Raw genomic sequence first — 14,209 nt, 5'->3', positions numbered from 1 at the left:
CCAGGCCGGGCGGCCCCCGTGTTAATCCCTAGCGATCCGTCCTTGCGATCCGCATCGCCATCGCCACAAAATGTAATCGATTACATTTTTGCTGCGAGGTCGTGTGTCCCGAACGCCGTCCCGATCGTCGCCGGCCGTGGTGTCCGGCGCGAGCAGTCAACCGCAACCTCAGCCGCAGAGGCGCTCGCCGCGCGCGGCCGACGGGCCGTCGATCGCCGGCGTGGCCGAGCAGGCGGGCGTATCGGTCGCAACGGTGTCGCGCGTGCTGAACGGCCACGAGAACGTGCGGCCCGCTACCCGCGACAGGGTGCTCGCCGCGATCGACGCGAGCGGCTACCGCGTCAACGAACTTGCGCGCAATCTGCGCACCGCCGAAAGCCGCCTGCTGCTGACGATGGTGCCGGACTTCGGCAATCCGTTTTACGCGGAGATCGTGCGCGGTATCGACAGCGTCGCGCGTCGGCACGGCTATTTCATGCTGCTATGCGACACCGGCGCGGACCCGGGGCGTGAGCGCAGCTACTTCGACATGCTGCGGCGGCGCCGCGCGGACGGCGCGATCTGCCTCGATCCGGCGACGATCCAGCAGGCGCTCGGCGAAGCGTCGCAGGCGCTGCCGTGGGTCGCGTGCTGCGAGTTCGATCCGCAGATGGGCGTGCCCTACGTCGGCATCGACAACTACCGCGCGGCCGGCGACGCGGTGCGCCACCTGCTCACGCGCGGCCACCGGCGCATCGGCTTGATCAATTCCGACGTCAACTATCTGTATGCGCGCCAGCGTCAGCAGGGCTACCTCGACGCATTGAGCGACGCGGGTATCGCGCCCGACCCGCGCTGGCGCATGAATCTGAACAGCCTCGATTACGAAGCGGGTGCGTCGGCCGCAGCTGCGTTGATGCGGCAGCGCGATGCGCCGAGCGCGATCTTCGCGGTGTCGGACACGCTCGCGATCGGCGTGATCCACGGCTTGCGCAGCGTCGGCAAGCGCGTGCCCGACGACGTCGCCGTGGCCGGCTTCGACGACATCTCGCTCGCCGCGCAGATCGATCCGCCGCTCACGACGATCGCGCAGCCGATGCGCGAGCTCGGCGAGACCGCCGCGCGTCTGTTGCTGCAACGCCTCGCGAATCCGCAGGCCAACGTGCCGGGCGTGCTGCTGCCGCATCGCCTCGTGATCCGCGGGAGTGCGTGAGCCATGAGCCTCGCGATCCGTTTCGACGACATCCGCAAGGACTTCGGGCCCGTGCGCGTGCTGCACGGCGTGAGCTTCGAACTCGCACCCGGCCGCATCTACGGTCTGCTCGGCGAGAACGGCGCGGGCAAGTCGACGCTGATGAAAATCCTCGCTGGCTATGAAACGGCAACGTCAGGCAGCGTGCTGGTCGACGGCCACGCGCAGCGCTTCGCCGGCTCACGCGACGCCGAGGCGCAGGGCATCGTGCTGATCCACCAGGAGTTCAACCTCGCCGAGCATCTGACGATCGCGCAGAACATGTACCTCGGTCACGAGAAGCGCCGCGGCTGGTTAGTCGACGATGCCGCGATGCGCAGCGACGCTGCGCGCTATCTCGCGCAGGTCGGGCTCGAGCGCGCGCCGGACACGAAGGTGCGCGAGCTGATCGTCGCGGAAAAGCAGATGGTCGAGATCGCGAAGGCGCTGTCGCGCCGTGCGCGTCTCCTGATCATGGACGAGCCGACCGCGACGCTGACGCCCGCCGAGACAGAACGGCTCTTCGCGCTGATGCTGAAGCTCAAGGCCGATGGCGTGACGATCGTCTACATCTCGCACAAGCTCGATGAAGTGGAGCACATCACCGACGACGTGATCGTGATGCGCGATGGCCGCTTCGTCGCGCGCGGTGAAACCGCGGGGCTCGCGCGTCAGCAGATGGCGAACCTGATGGTCGGGCGCGACGTGTCCGACATGTTCCCCGACAAGCAGACGGTGCCCGCCGACACGCCGATCGCGTTGCGTGTGAACGGCCTGACGGTGCCCGACTGGGTCGAGGATCTGAGCTTCGAAGTGCGCGCGGGCGAAGTGCTCGGCTTCGCGGGCCTCGTCGGCGCGGGCCGCACCGAGGCGTTCGAGGCGATCCTCGGCTTGCGCAAACGCACGGGCGGCACGATTGAAATCGCCGGCCGGGCAGTCGATCTGAAGAACCCGCGCGACGCGATGCGCCACGGTCTCACGTATCTGAGCGAGGACCGTAAGGGCAAGGGTCTGCACGTCGACCTGAGCCTGCAGGACAACGTCACGCTGATGACGCTCGAACGCTACGCGCATCCGCTGCTCGACATGAAAGCGGGGCGCGCGGCCTTGCAGAAGGCCGTCGGCGAATTCGGCATTCGTACCGGCGACCTGTCGAGCCGCGCGCGCATGCTGTCGGGCGGCAACCAGCAGAAGCTCGCGCTTGCGAAGTTCCTGCAGCCCGACCCGAACGTGATCGTGCTCGACGAGCCGACGCGCGGCGTCGACGTCGGCGCGAAACGCGACATCTACTTCCTGATTCATCGTCTCGCCGCGCAGGGCCGCGCGGTGATCGTCATTTCATCCGAACTGGTCGAGCTGATCGGCTTGTGCCATCGCGTCGCCGTCATGCGCGCGGGACATCTGCAAGCGACGCTGACGCTCGAGCATCTGACTGAACAGGAGTTGATCGCTCATGCGACCGGCACCCACTGAAGCCGTGCAATCACGGCGCGCGCTGCGCGTCGCGCAGCGGCTCTACACGCTCGGGCCGCTCGCCGGGCTGATCTTGCTGTGCATCGTCGGCACGCTGCTCAATCGCGACTTCGCGACGCTCGACAACCTGATGAACGTGCTCACGCGCACGTCGTTCATCGGCATCATCGCGGTCGGCATGACCTTCGTGATCATCTCGGGCGGCATCGATCTGTCGGTCGGCTCGATGGCCGCGCTGATCGCGGGCATCATGATCTGGCTGATGAACGGGCTCGCGGCGGGCGCCGCCGGTCATGCGTTGCCGCCGCTCGTGATCGTGACGATCGGCATCGTCGCGGCGTTCGTGCTCGGCGCGCTGTTCGGCTGCGCGCATGGGCTGTTGATCACCAAAGGGCGCATCGAGCCGTTCATCGTCACCCTGGGCACGCTCGGGATTTTTCGCGCGGTGCTGACATGGCTGGCCGATGGCGGCGCGCTGACGCTCAATGATTCGCTATCGGACCTCTACGGTCCCGTCTATTACGCGAGCCTGTTCGGCGTGCCGGTGCCGATCTGGGTGTTTCTCGTGGTCGCGGCCGGCGGCGCGCTGATCCTCAATCGCACCGCGTTCGGCCGGCACGTGCAGGCGATCGGCTCGAACGAACAGGTCGCGCGTTATGCGGCGATTCGCGTCGATACGGTGAAGATCGTCACTTATGTGCTGCTGGGGATTTGCGTGGGCGTGGCCACCGTGCTCTACGTGCCGCGCCTCGGCTCCGCCACGCCGACCACGGGCCTGTTGTGGGAGCTCGAAGCGATTGCGTCGGTGGTGGTCGGCGGCACCGCGCTCAAGGGCGGCGAGGGACGCGTGATCGGCACCGTGATCGGCGCGATCCTGCTGTCGGTGATCGCGAACATCCTGAACCTGACCAGCATCATCAGCGTGTATCTGAACGCGGCGGTGCAGGGCGTCGTGATTATTTTCGTCGCGTTCGTGCAGCGTGGGCGGCGCTAGCCGCGCACTTCCAGCGGCGCGAGCGCAGTGAACAAAGCGCGCTGAACAAATCGCAGCGAAGCAGGCGTAGCAAAGCAGGCGCAGTAAACCAACGGCAGGTCCGAAAAATCGAGGCGAGCGAACGCCTCATGATTGGAGACACACACCATGAAGCAAGTCATTCGAGCGATCGGCGCCGGCGTGCTGGCGTTGGGGATACTGGGCACGAGCGGCGCGGCGCGCGCCGACGACAAGGTCACGCTGGGCGTCGCGATTCCGACGGCCGATCACGGCTTCACCGGCGGCATCGTCTGGTGGGCGAACAAGGCGAAGGCGGATCTCGAGAAGGCGCATCCCGATCTGAAAGTGATCGTGAAAACGGCCGCCAACGCGCCCGAGCAGGCGAACCAGTTGCAGGATCTCGTGACGGTCAACAAGATCAACGCGCTCGTGATCTTCCCGTACGAATCGGCGACGCTGACACAGCCGGTCGAGCAGGTGAAGAAGAAAGGCGTGTACGTGACGGTGGTCGATCGCGGCCTGACGAACACGAGCGCGCAGGACGCCTACGTGGCCGGCGACAACACCGCGTTCGGCAAGATTCCCGCCGAATATCTGGCGAAGGCACTCGACGGCAAGGGCAACGTCGTCGCGCTGCGCGGCATTCCGACCACGCTCGACAACGAACGCTGGAGCGCCTTCACCGGCGTGATGAAAAACTATCCGGACATCAAGATTCTCGACGCGAAATACGCGAACTGGAATCGCGACGACGCGTTCAAGGTGATGCAGGACTACCTGACGCGCTTCAAGCACATCGACGCCGTATGGGCCGCCGACGACGACATGGCGGTCGGCGTGCTGAAGGCGATCGATCAGGCGAAGCGCAACGACATCAAGATCGTGTTCGGCGGTGCGGGCTCGAAGGGCATGGTGAAGAACGTGATGGACGGCGCGCCGATGATCAAGGCCGACGTGTCGTACTCGCCGAAATTCATCTACGACGCGATCAAGCTGACGGCCGAAGCGCGGCTGAAGGGCGACAAGCTGCCGGCCACCACGATCATTCCGTCGGTGCTGATCACGAAGGAAAACGCCCAGCAGTTCTATTTCCCCGACTCGCCGTTCTGAGCGGCGCGCCGAGCATCGTCTAGCACGCGCGGGCGCGGCCCGCGCGCAAAGTTCGAGGAACCGTACGATGAAAACCATCAAGGGGCCGGCGATTTTTCTCGCGCAGTTCGTGGGCGACGACGTGCCGTTCGACAACCTCGCGCATCTCGCGGATTGGGCCGCGGGTCTCGGCTTCAAGGGCATCCAGGTGCCGTGCGACCCGCGCCTGATCGATCTCGACAAGGCGGCCGCGAGCGACGCGTATTGCGACGAACTGCGCGAGAGCGTCGACAACGCGGGCGTCGCGATCACCGAACTATCGACCCATCTGCAAGGGCAACTGGTCGCCGTGCATCCGGCTTACGACACGCTGTTCGACGGCTTCGCCGCGCCGCAGGTGCGCGGCAAACCGGCGGCGCGCACCGAATGGGCGATCGCGCAGATGAGGCTCGCGGCGCAGGCGTCGCGTCGTTTGGGCCTGAGCACGCACGTGTCGTTTTCGGGCGCGCTCGCGTGGCCGTATCTGTACCCGTGGCCGCAGCGGCCGGCCGGTCTCGTCGAAGCCGCGTTCGAAGAGCTCGCGCGCCGCTGGACGCCGATTCTCGATGCGTTCGACGCGGCCGGCGTCGATGTCTGCTACGAACTGCATCCGGGCGAAGACCTGCACGACGGCGTGACGTTCGAGCGCTTTCTCGCGGCGGTCGATCAGCATCCGCGCGCGAACATCCTGTACGACCCGAGCCACTTCGTGCTGCAACAGCTCGACTATCTCGCGTTCATCGATATCTACCACGAGCGCATCAAGGCGTTTCATGTGAAGGACGCGGAGTTTCGTCCGACCGGCAAGCAGGGCGTGTACGGCGGCTACACCGGCTGGGTCGAACGCGCGGGGCGGTTTCGCTCGCTCGGTGATGGGCAGATCGACTTCAGCGCGATCTTCTCGAAGATGGCGCAGTTCGATTTTCCCGGCTGGGCCGTGCTCGAATGGGAATGCGCATTGAAGCATCCGCACGACGGCGCGCGCGAAGGCGCGGCGTTCATTCGCCGGCACATCATCCACGTGGCCGAGCGTGCGTTCGATGACTTCGCGGGAAGCGGTGTCGATACCGCGCAGTTAAAAAGCGTGCTCGGCATCTGACGGCCGGGCGGTGACAGCCGACGCAACACATGGGAGCGCAAACAATGCAGCGTAGAAGGCTCAGGCTGGGGATGGTCGGCGGCGGGCAGGGCGCGTTCATCGGCGCCGTGCATCGGATCGCCGCGCGGCTCGACGATCGTTTCGAACTGGTGGCGGGCGCATTGTCGTCCGATTCCGGGCGCGCGCGGGCGAGCGCCGTCGAAGCGGGCATCGCGCGCAGCTACGCGGATTGGCGCGAGATGGCGCGCGCCGAGGCCGCGCGCGAGGACGGCATCGACGCGGTCGCGATCGTCACGCCGAATCATCTGCACGCGCCGGTCGCGACGGCGTTTCTCGAAGCCGGCATCCACGTGATCTGCGACAAGCCGCTCGCGGTTTCGCTGGCCGAAGGCGAAGCGCTCGCGAAGCTCGCGCAGTCAAAGAAGCGGCTGCTTGCGTTGACGCATACCTATTCGGGCTACCCGCTCGTGCGGCATGCGCGCGAGCTGGTCGAACGTGGCGAACTGGGCGAGATTCGCGTCGTGCAGGTCGAGTATGCGCAGGACTGGCTCGCCGAGCCGGTCGAAACAGGCGGCGCGAACAGGCAGGCAAGCTGGCGCACCGATCCGGCGTTGGCGGGGCCGGCCGGGTGCCTCGGCGATATCGGCACGCACGCGTATCAACTGGCCGCTTTCGTGACGGGGATGATGCCGCGCGCGCTGTCGGCCGAGTTGCACACGTTCGTACCGGGGCGTCGTGTCGACGATCACGTGCAGGCGATGCTGCGTTATGCGAACGGCGCGCGCGGCATGTTGTGGGCGAGCCAGGTGGCGAGCGGCGCGGAGAACGCGCTGCGCTTGCGCGTGTATGGCACGAAAGCAGGACTCGCGTTCGATCAGGAGGAGCCGAACGCCTTGTGGTTCACGCCGTTGGGCGGCGCTGCCGAACGATTGACGCGCGCTCGGGTGAATAGTCAGGTTGCCGCGCATGCGACGCGCGTGCCGGCCGGGCATCCGGAAGGCTATCTGGAAGCGTTCGCGCAGTTGTACCAGGATGCGGCGTTGCAGATCGATGCGTTGAACGATGGTCGCGCGCCACCAGCCGAGAGCCTGCTATTGACGACGGTCGATGATGGCGTCGACGGTTTGCGGTTTATCGACGCGGTGCTGAAAAGCAGTGCGGCGGATGGACGGTGGGTGGAGATCGAAGAGGCGTGAAGCGTTGCAACAAAACGCCAGATCGACGAAGCTGCCGAAGCGTCAACCGCCCTTGCTTTTCTTGATCTGCGCTTCGAACGCGATATCGAGCTTGCTGGCCTTGCGCGGCTTCTGCGGGCCGTAGGCGTCGACGAACTTGACGAAGTCGTCGAGCGTCAGCGGGTCGGACACTTTCTTGTCGGCTCCGCTCGATTTGTCGACCAGGTAGAACAGGCCGCCGGACAGACTGATCGCGGCGAAGCGCGGGTTGCCGCTGCGCGTTTTCAGGCGCTCGACGGCGTGGATGGCTCGGGTGGTGCGCATGATGGGGACTGCGGCGGCTGATTGACGAGAGCGTTACTTTAACAATTTTGCCGACGGTATGCGGTTGGGGACTACGGACGAAAAACACGCGATGAACCACGACCCGCTCAGCGACAGCGGAGAAGGGTGGCTCGCGCTCGCGCTTCGGCGCCGCGCTCCGCCTTACTCGCTCAACTCCCGATGCAACGCCCGATACTCCTGCGCGAGCTTATGCCCCGGATCGAGATGAATGACGGGTGTCGCCAGCTGATGCGACTCACGGATCTTCACCGACGATGACAAGCGCGACCCCAGCACCGGCAAGCCTTCGCCGATCAGTTCGTCGACGAGCTTTTGCGGCAGGCTCGCGCGAGGCTGGAACTGGTTGATGACGATGCCCTCCACCTGCAGCGCCTCGTTGTGATCCTGCTGGATCTCCTTGACGTTTTCGAGCAGCGTGTAGAGCGCGCGACGCGAGAAGTCGTCGCAGTCGAACGGAATCAGACAACGCTCGACGGCGATCAGCGCCGAGCGCGTGTAGAAGTTCAGCGCGGGCGGCGTGTCGATGTAAATAGCGTCGTACATGTCGAGTTCGTTCAGCGCGTCGCGCAGCTTGTAGATCTTGTAGCGCGATTCGAGCTTGCCGTGCAGCGTGTCGAGGTCCGGATGGGCGGGCATCACGTCGAGATTCTCGAAGCGCGTCGGATGGATGAACGAGGTCGCTTCCACGGGTTTGAAGCTGAAGCCGAGCGCGGTTTCGAAGAAGCCCGCGACGGTGGGGTGGACTTCGCTCGCCTGCGGGCCGAGCAGATACTGGGTCGAATTCGCCTGGGCATCGAGGTCGATCACCAGCGTGCGCAGACCTTCGCTCGCGCTGATGGCCGCCAGGTTGCAGACGATGGTCGATTTGCCTACGCCACCTTTCTGATTGAATACAACGCGCCGCATGGTCTCCCCTTGAACGGAAGCGGTTACAAAGGGCCCAGCATACCTGAGTCGGGTGACGGCACTGATTTCGATGGGTTGTTCGTGACCGGGTCAGCGTTGCGCGGTATCCACCTCGACCACCACCTTCACACGTCCAGTCCCACTGGCAACGAGCTGATAGGCCTCGTCCGCGCTGCGCAAATCGAACCGTGTCTGATCGACCACGGGCGCGAGCGCGCCGCTTTCCACGAGCCGCGTCGCTTCGCGCATCATCTCGCCGAGGTGCGCGCGATATCGACCGGTCAGCAACGGATACAGCGTGAAGATCCCTGAATAGCTGGCTTCACGAAACGACAGCGGCGCAAGCGCATGCGTCCCCCAGCCCAGCGCACTGACCACGTGCCCAAAATGCCGGACCGCGGAAAACGACGCATCGAGCGAGGCCCCTCCTACCGTATCGACGACCAGATCGAATCCTTCGCCATCGGTCAAACTCGCCACATACTGTTCGACCGTCTGCGCGCGGTAGTCGATCGGTGTCGCGCCGAGCCGCCGCACCAGCTCGGCATTGTGTGCGCTCGTGGTTGCATAGACGTCGGCGCCGAGCGCGCGCGCCAGTTGCACGGCGATGTGGCCGACCCCTCCGGCGCCACCCTGGACCAGCACTTTGGTTCCGCCTTGCAGATGCGCGCGATCGACGATACCCGCATACGACGTGATGAACGCGAGCGGCAACGCGGCGGCCTCGCGCATCGACAGATTGCGCGGCGCATGGGCGAGCAGGGCGGCATCGACCGCAGCGTACTCGGCGAGTGACCCCTGGATGCCGCCGACGCCGCCGGTCATGCCATACACGTTGTCGCCGACAGCGAACCCGCCGACGCCATCGCCGAGCGCCTCCACCGTGCCCGCGAGGTCGATACCGAGGACGAGCGGCAACGGGTGTTGCGCGTGCGCGGCCTCGCCCGCGCGAATCTTGATGTCGAGCGGATTGAGGCCGCTCGCGGCGACGCGCACCAGGACCTGGCCGGCAGCGGGTTCCGGGCGGGGCAGCGGCGTGTATTCGAGCGGGCCGTTGTATTGGCTGAGGATCAGAGCGTGCATGGACATGACGGTCTCCTTGGTTCGACGCGTTACCGCGCGGCCGCATCGACGAGGGCGGCCACACCGCTCACCGGCTTCATCAAGTCGTCCGGCAGACCATGCCGCTCACGAAGATAGGCCGTCGAGTTGAACGATAGCCACGCACGGCCGTCCGCGTCCTCCCAGACGAGCACCTTCAAAGGAAGATCGAGCGCGGCGGTCGGCGCGAGTTGCATCAGCGGTGTACCGGCTTTGGGATTGCCGAAGATCAGGAGCCGGCTGAACGGCATCGCCAGTCCCTCGCGCCCAGCGTCACCGCTGAAATCGATGCACGCGAAAACCGTCAGCCCTCGCTCCAGAATCAAGGTTTGAAGACGCTCGGCGGTCGCGTCGCCCGCATGGTTGCTTGCAACGGTGACGATGCCAGCGCTGGCGTTCTCTGCGATCGAAGCGGTGGCCATCATGGCTCCCGTGCGGATGTTGTGCTCCGGCAGCGTTCGCGTGATCAGGTCTGCCGGACGGGCAACGCGTTGACCGTGACGCAGCATGCGTCGCATGCGTGCAATGCGCCAACGGAGAAGCGGATCCATGCAGTGTAGGCGTTCGCTGGTGCGGTGTGGCCGATCGTGCGGACGCGCTGTGAGGGAAGTTCTACCGAAAGGCGAAAGAAAGCGGATGGGGTGCCCGCTGCACGAACGGCGGCTTCCACATTCGCGAAGCCGCCGTCAGGGGCGCCTGATCGGCGCCCCGATGCCAGATTACTGGCTCAGGTAAACAAATTTGCCATTCTTGATGGTGCCCATCACGCTCGCCCGCTGATCGAGACCGACGTGATCCTTCGGGCTCGTATTGACGACCCCGTTCGGCACCACCAGCTCATGCGCGTGTTCGAGCTCGTCGCGCAATGCGACGCGAAACGCCGGCGTACCCGGCTGCGCGGTCTTCAACGCGCGCGCGACGGCGTCCTGCAGGCGAGGGTACACGCCGGCCGCGTCGCCCGCGAACTGCGTGACGCTGCCGGGGCCGTACTTCGCCTCGTACGCGTCGACGAACGCGAGCGCCGCCTTCTTCGACGGATGATCGGCCGGCAGCGTGCGCGCGACGACGACCGGTTGCGTCGGGAACAGCGTGCCTTCCACGTCTTTACCGCCGAGCTTGATGAACTCCGGCGTCGCGATGCCATGCGTCTGATAGATCGGGCCCTTGTAGCCGCGCTCGATCAGCGTGCGCTGCGGCAGTACCGTTGGGGTGCCCGCGCCGGCGATCAGGATCGCGTCGGGCTTCGCGGCCATCAGCTTCAGGATCTGGCCGGTCACGCTCGCGTCGGTGCGGTTGTAGCGCTCGGTCGCGACCAGCTGGATATGGCGCAGCGCAGCGAACTTGCTGAACTCGTTGAGCCAGCTTTCGCCGTAGCCATCCGCGAAACCGATGAAACCGACCGTCTTCACGTCGTGGTTCGACATGTAGCGCGTCATCACGTCGGCCATCGCGCTATCGGTCTGCGCCATCTTGTAGGCCCAGATCTTTTTGCCTTCCTGCGGCTCGACGACGATGGCCGAGCCGATCAGCGTGATCATCGGCGTCTGGCTGTCGGCGACCGGATCGAGCGCGGCCATCGCGGCCGGCGTGATGTTCGGGCCGACGACCACGTCGACGTGGTCCTCGTTGATCAGCTTGCGGATGTTGCGCACGGCGTTGCCGGGGTCGGACGCGTCGTCGAGGAAGATGTAGTCGGCTTTCTGGCCGGCGATCGTCTGCGGCCACATCAGCATCGCGTTCTTGCTCGTGATGCCGATCACGGCGGCCGGCCCCGTGTTCGACAGGTCGATGCCGACTTTCAGGTCGGCGTGCGCCGCGCCGGCGACGAGCAGCGCCGCGGCCGCGAGGCCGCGCAGGGTGTTGCGTACTTTATTGTTATGCAACTTCATCGGAAGGTCTCCGTAGCGAGAGAGCGGTATGGACGCGGTTCAAAGCTCATAGGTTTCGTGTTCGCCATTCAGCGCCTGCTCGATCAGCTTGCGGTTCAGGCTCGGCGACAGCAGCTCGACGAGCGTGTACACGTAGCTGCGCAGATACGCGCCCTGTTTCAGCGCGACGCGCGTCACGTTGCTGCCGAACAGATGGCCGACCGGCATCGCGCGCAAATGGCGGTCGCGCTCGGCGTTGAACGCGATGTCGGCCATGATGCCGACGCCGAGGCCCAGCTCGACGTAGGTCTTGATCACGTCGGCGTCGATCGCCTCGAGCACGATGTCCGGATGCACCCCGCGCAGGCGGAACGCTTCGTTGATCTTGGTGCGGCCGGCGAACGCGTTGTCGTACGTAATCAGCGGGTACTGGGTCAGGTCGTCGAGCGACAGCAGCTTGCGCTCGAGCAGCGGATGGTCGGGCTGCATCACCGCGACGTGGTGCCACTGGAAGCAGGGCAGCGACACCAGATCCTTGTAGTTCGAGATCGCCTCGGTCGCGATCGCGAGGTCGGCCTGGTCGTGCAGCACCATTTCGGCGACCTGGGTCGGGCTGCCTTGCAGAATTGAAAGGTGAACCTTCGGAAAGCGCTTCTTGAACTCCGCGATCGCCGCGGGCAGCGAGTAGCGCGCCTGCGTGTGGGTGGCGGCGATCGTCAGATTGCCCTGGTCCTGCGCCGCGAAGTCCTTGCCGACCCGCCTCAGGCTTTCCACTTCCTGCAGGATTTTTTCGACCGATTGCAATATGATGCGGCCCGGCTCGGTCAGCGAGCGCACGCGCTTGCCGTGGCGGGTGAAGATTTCGACGCCAAGTTCGTCCTCCAGCTCGATGATCGCCTTCGAGACGCCCGGCTGGCTGGTAAACAACGCCTTGGCCGCTTCGGTGAGGTTGAAGTTCTGCCGCACAGCCTCGCGGACGAAGCGGAATTGGTGCAGGTTCATATATAACCTCGCCGCATATAAAAAGAATTTTTTAGTCGTTTGAAATATAAGGCGAGTTTATTACGATCTGTCCATCTTTTTCAATATGGATATCTGTATTTGTTATAAGCAAATGAGCGATGGGTCTAAACGCTCGCTTGCGATAGCTGACAAAGCCGGTATTCAAGCCGCGGCCGATCCGGACGGTCGCGTGTCACGCAAGTTTCGAAAAATTGGGGCCCCCGAATGTACCAATACGATCAGTACGACCAGACCATCGTCGATGAACGGGTCGCGCAGTACGCCGATCAGGTTCGCCGCCGCTTGTCGGGCGAATTGAGCGAAGAGGAATTCCGTCCGCTGCGCCTGCAGAACGGTCTGTATTACCAGCGCCACGCGTACATGCACCGCATCGCGATTCCGTACGGCAACTTGCGCAGCGACCAGATGCGCGTGCTCGCGCAGATCGCGCGCGAACACGACCGCGGCTACGGCCATTTCTCGACGCGTTCGAACATCCAGTACAACTGGATCAAGCTCGAAGAAACGCCGGAGATTCTGCGCAAGCTCGCCTCGGTGCAGATGCACGGCATTCAGACCTCGGGCAACTGCATTCGCAACATCACCGCCGATCAATTCGCCGGCGTCGCGCCCGACGAAGTCGTCGATCCGCGTCCGTGGGCCGAAATCCTGCGTCAATGGTCGACGTTCCACCCCGAATTCGCGTGGCTGCCGCGCAAGTTCAAGATCGCGGTGTCGGGTTCGAAGGAAGACCGCGCGGCTGTGCAGATCCACGACATGGGCGTGTATCTGCGCAAGAACGAACAGGGCGAACTGGTGGCCGACATCCTCGCCGGTGGTGGTCTGGGCCGCACGCCGATCGTCGGCGCGGTGATCCGCCGCGATCTGCCGTGGCAGCACCTGCTGACCTATAGCGAAGCCGTGTTGCGTGTGTACAACCGCTACGGCCGCCGCGACAACATGTACAAGGCGCGTATCAAGATTCTGGTGAAGGCGCTCTCGCCGGAGAAGTTCGCCGCGCAGGTCGAAGAAGAGTGGCAGCACCTGAAGGACGGCCCGTCGACGCTCACGCAGGCCGAAGTCGATCGCGTGACGCAATACTTCGCGCCGCCCGCTTACGACAAGCTGCCGGACACCGATACGTCGTTCGAAAAGCATCTGCTGGAAAACCGCGCGTTCGCGCGCTGGGTCGAGCGTAACGTGCGTCCGCACAAGGTGTCGGGCTACGCGTCGGTCACGCTGTCGCTGAAGCCGACCACGGTTGCGCCGGGCGACGCGACGGACGTGCAGATGGACGCGGTCGCCGACTGGGCCGACGAATACTCGTTCGGCAAGGTCCGCGTGTCGCACGAACAGAACCTGATCCTCGCCGACGTCAAGAAGCGCGACCTGTTCGCGCTGTGGGAAAAGGCCAGGGCGCAGGGTTTAGCGACGCCGAACATCGGCTTGTTGACCGACATCATCTCGTGCCCGGGCGGTGACTTCTGCTCGCTCGCGAATGCGAAGTCGATTCCGATCGCGCTCGCGATCCAGGAACGTTTCAACGATCTCGACTACGTGTACGACCTCGGCGACGTGTCGCTGAACATCTCGGGCTGCATCAACGCGTGCGGTCACCATCACGTCGGCAACATCGGCATTCTGGGCGTCGACAAGGACGGCTCCGAGTGGTACCAGGTGACGCTCGGCGGCGAGCAGGGCACCGGCGCGACCGGCGCTCACCTTGGCCGCGTGATCGGCCCGTCGTTCTCGGCCGAGGAAATGCCCGACGTGATGACGAAGGTGATCGATACGTTCGTGGAAAACCGCCAGGAAGGCGAGCGTTTCATCGATACGTACACCCGCATCGGCATCGCGCCGTTCAAGGAGCGCGTGTACGCCGCGCGTCAACCGGCTCACGCGTAACCG

Annotated in this window: 13 protein-coding genes; 7 read left to right on the top strand and 6 right to left on the bottom strand. The window is 64.8% G+C overall.

The genetic code is table 11. From position 1 onward, the window contains the following. Nucleotides 1-103: 103 nt before the first annotated feature. From F6X37_RS14480 to F6X37_RS14455, 6 genes are all read left to right on the top strand, one after another. The gene (locus F6X37_RS14480; RefSeq protein WP_187611803.1) at nucleotides 104-1,192 is read left to right on the top strand and encodes a LacI family DNA-binding transcriptional regulator; all 1,089 of its coding nucleotides are present in this window, start codon (nucleotides 104-106) and stop codon (nucleotides 1,190-1,192) included. A gap of 3 nt (nucleotides 1,193-1,195) precedes the next feature. After that, the gene (locus F6X37_RS14475; RefSeq protein ID WP_187611802.1) at nucleotides 1,196-2,683 is read left to right on the top strand and encodes a sugar ABC transporter ATP-binding protein; all 1,488 of its coding nucleotides are present in this window, start codon (nucleotides 1,196-1,198) and stop codon (nucleotides 2,681-2,683) included. Next, on the top strand, nucleotides 2,664-3,677 hold the full coding sequence (locus F6X37_RS14470) for an ABC transporter permease (protein WP_090803383.1): 1,014 nt from the start codon (nucleotides 2,664-2,666) through the stop codon (nucleotides 3,675-3,677). Before F6X37_RS14475 ends, F6X37_RS14470 begins: the two co-directional genes overlap by 20 nt. A 147-nt stretch (nucleotides 3,678-3,824) precedes the next feature. After that, nucleotides 3,825-4,787 (top strand): substrate-binding domain-containing protein, encoded by a 963-nt coding sequence (locus F6X37_RS14465; protein WP_187611801.1) that lies wholly within the window; start codon nucleotides 3,825-3,827, stop codon nucleotides 4,785-4,787. 67 nt (nucleotides 4,788-4,854) lie between these two features. Next, on the top strand, nucleotides 4,855-5,904 hold the full coding sequence (locus tag F6X37_RS14460; protein WP_187611800.1) for a sugar phosphate isomerase/epimerase family protein: 1,050 nt from the start codon (nucleotides 4,855-4,857) through the stop codon (nucleotides 5,902-5,904). Between the two features lie 44 nt (nucleotides 5,905-5,948). Next, a complete protein-coding gene (locus tag F6X37_RS14455) occupies nucleotides 5,949-7,100 on the top strand; it encodes a Gfo/Idh/MocA family protein (protein WP_187611799.1) in 1,152 nt (383 codons plus the stop codon). Nucleotides 7,101-7,142: 42 nt separating this feature from the next. Here F6X37_RS14455 and F6X37_RS14450 read toward each other — a convergent pair whose 3' ends face one another. From F6X37_RS14450 to F6X37_RS14425, 6 genes are all read right to left on the bottom strand, one after another. Further along, nucleotides 7,143-7,403 (bottom strand): hypothetical protein, encoded by a 261-nt coding sequence (locus F6X37_RS14450; RefSeq protein WP_090803389.1) that lies wholly within the window; start codon nucleotides 7,401-7,403, stop codon nucleotides 7,143-7,145. Nucleotides 7,404-7,565: 162 nt separating this feature from the next. After that, entirely contained in the window at nucleotides 7,566-8,330 is a 765-nt protein-coding gene (locus F6X37_RS14445; protein ID WP_187611798.1) for a ParA family protein, read from the bottom strand. A gap of 90 nt (nucleotides 8,331-8,420) precedes the next feature. Further along, nucleotides 8,421-9,419, bottom strand: a complete 999-nt coding sequence (locus tag F6X37_RS14440; protein ID WP_187611797.1) for a zinc-dependent alcohol dehydrogenase family protein — start codon at nucleotides 9,417-9,419, stop codon at nucleotides 8,421-8,423. Nucleotides 9,420-9,442: 23 nt separating this feature from the next. Further along, nucleotides 9,443-9,982 carry a DUF302 domain-containing protein gene (locus F6X37_RS14435; protein ID WP_262419917.1) on the bottom strand — a complete coding sequence of 180 codons (540 nt, stop codon included), beginning with the start codon at nucleotides 9,980-9,982 and terminating at the stop codon, nucleotides 9,443-9,445. A 168-nt stretch (nucleotides 9,983-10,150) separates the two neighbouring features. Further along, complete coding sequence (locus tag F6X37_RS14430) at nucleotides 10,151-11,320, bottom strand: ABC transporter substrate-binding protein (RefSeq protein ID WP_187611796.1); 1,170 nt, start codon at nucleotides 11,318-11,320, stop codon at nucleotides 10,151-10,153. Between the two features lie 39 nt (nucleotides 11,321-11,359). Continuing rightward, nucleotides 11,360-12,301, bottom strand: coding sequence for a CysB family HTH-type transcriptional regulator (locus F6X37_RS14425; RefSeq protein ID WP_184059671.1), 942 nt, complete (start codon nucleotides 12,299-12,301; stop codon nucleotides 11,360-11,362). Between the two features lie 225 nt (nucleotides 12,302-12,526). Here F6X37_RS14425 and F6X37_RS14420 point away from each other — a divergent pair, with 225 nt between their 5' ends. Further along, a complete protein-coding gene (locus tag F6X37_RS14420; protein ID WP_187611795.1) occupies nucleotides 12,527-14,206 on the top strand; it encodes a nitrite/sulfite reductase in 1,680 nt (559 codons plus the stop codon). Nucleotides 14,207-14,209: the final 3 nt, after the last annotated feature.

Source organism: Paraburkholderia sp. 31.1, from assembly GCF_014397645.1.
Lineage (GTDB): Bacteria > Pseudomonadota > Gammaproteobacteria > Burkholderiales > Burkholderiaceae > Paraburkholderia > Paraburkholderia tuberum.
Note: the sequence above shows the minus strand (reverse complement) of the source record. Positions and strands in the feature narration are given on the sequence as shown.